A 6269-nucleotide genomic window follows, 5' to 3' on the forward strand; every position below is an offset into this window, starting at 1 on the left:
GTCATAATAATGATCGTTCGTTCATCTCAATTGTTGCTTATCTATGGATTCTCCTCTCTATTCATTATCAATAATTGTTATAAATTCCCTATTACAAATTTCATTTAAATATTTGTGTTCGTTAGGACTATCAATAAGGCTGCAAAAATAAACTACCCATCCCGAAGTAGTGTTAGCTCTATTTATTCTATCTAATATCCATTGTCCACTTTTGTCTCTAATACATTGAGCAGAAAATATTATTTTTGTATCTAAATTAATGTGCATATCACTAGAAAAATCAATTGAATAATTATTTTCTTTCAATATTTCTTTGTTAGTTTTCATAATCTTCACCAAGGTATAATATCTTTACTAAAGAGAACTATAAATTCTTTCCTTTCGAAAAAAGATATAAGCCCTTTGGATTTGTCTTTAACAAGCAGACTATTTATGGATTGGGTGCCGAAAAGGGGTAATCCCCCCGAAAAATAATTGCTGCCAAAAGTAGAATTTTCTCGTAATCTAAGCGCAGGAGATTCTTATGAAAAGATCAAAATTTACAGACAGTCAGATCCACTTAATTCTAAAACAAGCTGAAAATGGGACACCTGTTTCAGAACTATGCCGAGAACATATCATTAGTGCAGCAACTTTTTATAAATGGCGAGCTAAATATGGAGGGATGGATGCATCGATGATGTCGCGCTTAAAAGAGCTTGAGGCTGAAAATAGTCGTCTTAAAAAGATGTATGCCGAAGAGCGACTCAAAGCAGAAATACTCAAAGAGGCCATTGAAAAAAAGTGGTAACACCGTCGCGTCGAAGAGAGTTGGCGAAAAAGGCGGTGATACATAAGGATATTTCCATACGATTATCATGTGAGCTGTTTGGTATCAGTGAAACCTGTTATCGATATGAAGCCAAATTAAGTGATGAAAATGCACTGATAACGGACTGGTTGTTGCGATTGGCTCAGAACCAACGTAATTGGGGTTTTGGCCTATGTTTTTTATATCTGCGCAACGTAAAAGGATTTCTTTGGAATCACAAACGGGTCTACCGAATCTATCGTGAGTTAGAGCTCAATATGCGGATAAAACCCAAAAAACGACTAATAAGGGAAAAGCCGGAAGCATTGAGAGAGCCGACTGCAATCAACGAATGTTGGTCGATGGATTTTATGCATGATCAGTTAGAAGATGGTCGTAGCTATCGGTTATTAAATGTGCTTGATGACTTCAACCGCGAAGGCCTTGCTATCGAGGTAGACCTATCTTTGCCCGCAGAGCGCGTTGTACGAACTCTGAGTCAAATCATCGAATGGCGCGGTAAGCCCAGGCAGATACGTTGCGACAATGGCCCTGAATATATTAGTAAGTTGCTGGAACAGTGGGCTGATAAAAATCAGATTCAGTTAGTTTTTATTCAACCAGGAAAACCACAACAAAATGCTTATATTGAGCGCTATAACCGGACAGTTCGCTATGATTGGTTAAGCCAATACTTATTTGAAAGTATTGCTGAGGTACAACTACATGCGACACAATGGCTATGGACTTACAACAATGAACGTCCGAATACTGCTATTGGAGGGATTACTCCAAGGCAAAAATTGGCACTAGTGGCCTAATCCTCTACTTTTAGCTTCAGTTAAAAATGGGGGGATTACCAAGGCACTTTACCTTAAAGAAGAAGATTACTCAATTTTACCACCTCCTTTACAATGGAGATTTCAGAAACATAATCCCCCAAAAGTGGATTTTTCTTGGGAGGATGAGGGAAGGCTACCATTGGACTATCTTGATATTAAAAATAACTGTCAATTACTAGTGCCAAATCAGTCATGGGAAGAAAAACTTAAAGAAGTTTATTCCCAGGAGCAAGGTATAGCCTCATCCCTTGTTCTGAATGGCTTGCGTTTTTCAATCCTACATTGTTATAAATAATTAGTTGGGGCTCTATGATGAGGCCAGCCAAAATTGTATTACTTAGAGTAACGTTTTTGGATGGCTACGTCATATCCTACAACTCTCCATATTATTAATTTATTAAAGTCTGGCTTCCGCTACACAGCATATACTCATCATCATATTCTCTATATATCATGATATTCACAATCGAAAGTTGGAATAAAATATTCTGGGTATCTCCTTCGCATTTCCTATATAAGGATAAATTATGACGGTTAACGTGATTTTTAATAAAAGAAACAACGCTTTTCATAAAGTGATCGATCAATTCGTACAAACGCTTAACAGTTGGGTGAGTTAGACCATAAATGATATGCGTATCAATAATGTTCGAAGCATAAAATTGATGTTTTGCGAACTCAGAATCCTCCAAAGACACATGCTGTTCTGAATGTGTCGTATCCTCTCTTACAGGGAGATGACTTAAGGAGTTGCGTTTTTTTTTGGATTTAAATTCATTAACATTATTAATTTCATCACTTATGAGCTTAAACTGCGCCTTTAACATGTCACGATCTTGAATAAATTTAGCGCCTCTCTCTTTATCTTGAAAATGAATAATGTAAGGGTCTGCTTCAATGATCGTTTTACGAATTTCAGAGAGTTTTGTTGCTAGAGGCTTGGTTTTTCCTTTAGTGTCAAACTCTTCTATTCCAAACATAGCATGAGTTACATCTATGAAACCTTCTAAAGCAAACCATAAATTTGTATATGTAATATTGATTAATTCTGTTTTATTGAATAAGAAAGCTTCCTCATGTAGAGGATGGATGTCTTTTTGAATGAATAATTGAATTAATGCTTTTCTAGCTGTTTTTAATCGTAGAGGATATCTTTTAGAAAGTATATTGTAGGTGTTGTTTATTTTCATTATTCACATTACTCATTAATTATATATTTGTAGATAAAGATGAGGAGTACTCTTTAGTTTTCTGTTTTTATAATTGCTTGGACACACTGCTCCGGAACAGACGTGCTGATTCATCCATTTTATTACCAGGAGCGGTCAGTTTTTGGATCGATGATGTCCATTTCTACAAAACCGTTACGTAAATCGGCGATGTAACCTGACTCAGTGATTATTTCACCAACTAATTCATCCAATTCCTTGTCATGTTCATAGGGTACCTTAATGCTATAGTCCCAGCGTTCATCCTCTGTTTTTATCATGGAGTACTGGGATAGTACCTGTTCTTCAATCTTGCGAAGTGATTCATTTTTTCCTCGAACAAATTTTGAGTTATTTTCAACACGCAGATAAACATGCAGAATGGCAATTTTTTTGTTCGACCGACTGCCTTTAATATATTCAGCAGGGTAGTGGTCTCGATGTGCTTTTAGGATTCGATAAACACTCGGTACGCTAATGTTGCATTCGATGGCAGCGGATTCTCGGGTAAATCCTTCATTAATTAAGTTGAGTACTTCCTCTGCTTTGGCCATGGCATAGGGTTTCTTCCCTTTATAGACGTTGTTTTCTTTAGCTCGAGCAATGCCTTCTAATTGTCGTTCGCGGCGTAGGTTTGTTTCAAACTCAGCAAATACACCCAAGATATCCAGAAACATTTTTCCAGAAGCACTGGATGTGTCGATAGGCTGCTCAATGGCTTTTAGGTGAATTTTGTTTTCACGGAATTGGATTAATAGGTTTTGCAAATCAAGGATGCTTCTTGTGAGTCGGTCAATACGAGTGACTACTAATGTATCCCCTTCACGAAGGTATTCCAGAAGTTCTTCAAATGCAGAGCGGCCCTTTTTAGTTATTCCGCTTTTTTTCTCAGAAAATATTTTTTTGCACCCTGCTTTTTTAAGGGCATCAACCTGAATGGATAAATCCTGATCAATTGTCGAGACTCTGGCATAACCTACAGAAGTCATTTCTTTTTTCCTATCAATAGCTACTAGATAGTTTGATATTAAACTATCAATAAGTAAAATCCAATGCTATTGATATTAATTTTAAAAGCTCTTGAATTTGATTTATTTTTTATCAGATTCTCATGAGATTTTTATCGGAGGTCCTTTTTCTATGTGGTTTCAGTTCTAAATGATAAATCGAAGGGAAGGGTGGTTTTGTTCAGTGATGAGAGTCTATATCGATTACTATCAATTAGGTGTACCCAATTGATATCAAAGAGTATGGATTCTCATCTCCCAACAAAAATACCCCTTCCTCCTGCTTTTCTTTTGGAGCTAAAGCCAGAAAGGAAAAGGATCTCAGGTGGACATCCAATGAGAATAAGATAAAAAATAAATCAAATTTGAGAACTTTTAAATAATATATCAATAGCCTTTGATTTTATTAATTGATAGTTTAATATCGAATAATCTAATACCTATTGATAGGAAACAAGTAATGGCTTTTGTAGGTTACGCCAGAGTCTCAACAATCGATCAAGATTTATCCATTCAAGTGGATGCCCTTAAAAAAGCAGGATGCAAAAAAATCTTTTCTGAGAAAAAAAGCGGAACATCTAAAAAAAACCGTTCTGCATTTGAAGAGCTGCTGGAGTACCTTCGCGAAGGGGATACATTACTCGTCACTCGGATTGACCGACTCACACGAAGTATCCTCGATTTGCAAAACCTCTTAATCCAATTCCGTGAAAACAAAATTCACCTAAAAGCCATTGAGCAACCCATCGATACCTCCAGCGCTTCTGGAAAAATGTTTTTGGATATCTTAGGTGTATTTGCTGAGTTTGAAACAAACCTACGCCGCGAACGACAATTAGAAGGCATTGCTAGAGCTAAAGAAAACAACGTATATAAAGGGAAGAAGCCCTATGCCATGGCCAAAGCAGAGGAAGTACTCAAATTAATTGATGAAGGATTTACCCGAGAATCCGCTGCCATTGAATGCAAAATTAGTGTGCCGAGTGTGTATCGAATCCTAAAAGCCCATAGGGACCACTACCCTGCTGAATATATTAAAGGCAGTCGGTCGAACAAAAAAATTGCCGTCCTGCATGTTTATCTGCGTGTCGAAAATAATTCAAAATTTGTTCGGGGAAAAAATGAATCACTCCGCCAGATTGAAGCGCAGGTGCTATCCCAGTACTCCATGATGAAAACAGAGGATGAACGCTGGAATTATACGATTAAGGTCCCCTATGAACATGAGAAGGAATTGGATGAACTAGTTGGTGAGATAATCTCTGAATCAGGTTACATCGCCGACTTACGCAATGGTTTTGTAGAAATGGATATAGTTGATCCCAAAACTGAGCGTTCATGGTAAAAAGAGGAAATGAATAAATATGTACGCCTGTTTTCAATCCAGCTTCGACATAATCAATGAATTATAATTAATCTACAATCAATTTTTTTAAGTTAAATCATGGCTCGAATCCCAAACCATCGTAGAGTAGAATTATTATGTTGTCGTTTTACAAGTAATTATTCTTGTTACAAGGCTTATAGCGCTAAATTATTAGATAAGGAAAACTTATGACTATTGATCCAAACTTGGTCAAGGCAGCAACTGAAAGCAAGGTTGTAGAAAAAGTTTATGATGACTTATTCTCACAACCGATCAAAGAGGTATCAAAAATAGTTAACTGGCTTATAAAAACCCTCCAGATTCCTTTGTATCCAATTCAAATGACCGCAGCCTGGCAAGAGCGCCTAGAAAACAGATTAAAAAATTCTGTCGATAAAGTAACTCAAGAGAACCTCGTTAAACCACCAGAATCATTTTTCATACCGATAGTAAATCAGTTAAGTTATATGGAAGAAGGTAATGTTTTGGTAGATCTATTCCAAAATTTACTAGCTCGATCAATGGATAAAACCAGAAATACCGAAGCCCATCCAGCCTTTATATCAATAATAAATCAACTATCGCCTGACGAAGCATTAATACTTTCTCACCTTAAATCAAATAGTATAAAAACGACTCACTTATATGACTATAATAGAGAAACCAACAAATTTACCTTAAACTGTACTGAAGAAATTACATTTCCAGTAGATTCACTTACCTTTAGCCATAATTTCGATATGTATTTAAATCATCTAGAGCATATCAATCTTATATGTGTAATTAATGCAGATATTGAGCCTCTTTGGAATGCACCGGAGAAAAATGAGCAAATTGGTGAGAGAAAGACATTGACCTTATCATATACGCTGTTTGGAAATCTATTTATAAAGGCATGTTTTACTTAAATAATTCTGTGAGCGAATGAAAGATAACTATTGATAAACACTGACAAGCGGTTTAATTAAATGTTCATTACTTTAATCTCAGATTCCGCACCAAATAATCGATTAATTCCGAATTAGCTAACAGTATAATTTTTTACCACCAGTAAGT

Annotated in this window: 6 protein-coding genes; 3 read left to right on the forward strand and 3 right to left on the reverse strand. The window is 36.2% G+C overall.

Annotated elements, in window-relative coordinates:
- Positions 1–57 precede the first annotated feature (57 nt).
- A complete protein-coding gene (locus ACQY7T_RS00420) occupies positions 58–327 on the reverse strand; it encodes a hypothetical protein (RefSeq protein ID WP_428410765.1) in 270 nt (89 codons plus the stop codon).
- A gap of 196 nt (positions 328–523) precedes the next feature.
- Here ACQY7T_RS00420 and ACQY7T_RS00425 point away from each other — a divergent pair.
- Positions 524–1611, forward strand: a protein-coding gene (locus ACQY7T_RS00425) for an IS3 family transposase (protein WP_428410766.1) whose coding sequence is annotated in 2 segments (ribosomal slippage) — positions 524–785 and positions 785–1611 — 1089 coding nt in all. Because the reading frame shifts where the segments join, the coding sequence is not laid out codon by codon here.
- 410 nt (positions 1612–2021) lie between these two features.
- Here ACQY7T_RS00425 and ACQY7T_RS00430 read toward each other — a convergent pair.
- Together ACQY7T_RS00430 and ACQY7T_RS00435 are read right to left on the reverse strand one after the other, a co-directional pair.
- Positions 2022–2822, reverse strand: a complete 801-nt coding sequence (locus ACQY7T_RS00430; RefSeq protein ID WP_428410767.1) for a hypothetical protein — start codon at positions 2820–2822, stop codon at positions 2022–2024.
- Positions 2823–2944: 122 nt separating this feature from the next.
- Positions 2945–3829, reverse strand: coding sequence for a recombinase family protein (locus ACQY7T_RS00435; RefSeq protein WP_428410768.1), 885 nt, complete (start codon positions 3827–3829; stop codon positions 2945–2947).
- 478 nt (positions 3830–4307) lie between these two features.
- Here ACQY7T_RS00435 and ACQY7T_RS00440 point away from each other — a divergent pair, with 478 nt between their 5' ends.
- Together ACQY7T_RS00440 and ACQY7T_RS00445 are read left to right on the forward strand one after the other, a co-directional pair.
- Complete coding sequence (locus ACQY7T_RS00440) at positions 4308–5192, forward strand: recombinase family protein (RefSeq protein WP_428410769.1); 885 nt, start codon at positions 4308–4310, stop codon at positions 5190–5192.
- Positions 5193–5401: 209 nt separating this feature from the next.
- Positions 5402–6121 (forward strand): Abi-alpha family protein, encoded by a 720-nt coding sequence (locus ACQY7T_RS00445; protein WP_428410770.1) that lies wholly within the window; start codon positions 5402–5404, stop codon positions 6119–6121.
- Positions 6122–6269 lie beyond the last annotated feature (148 nt).

It is taken from the genome of Legionella sp. (assembly GCF_965140895.1).
Taxonomy (GTDB): domain Bacteria; phylum Pseudomonadota; class Gammaproteobacteria; order Legionellales; family Legionellaceae; genus Legionella.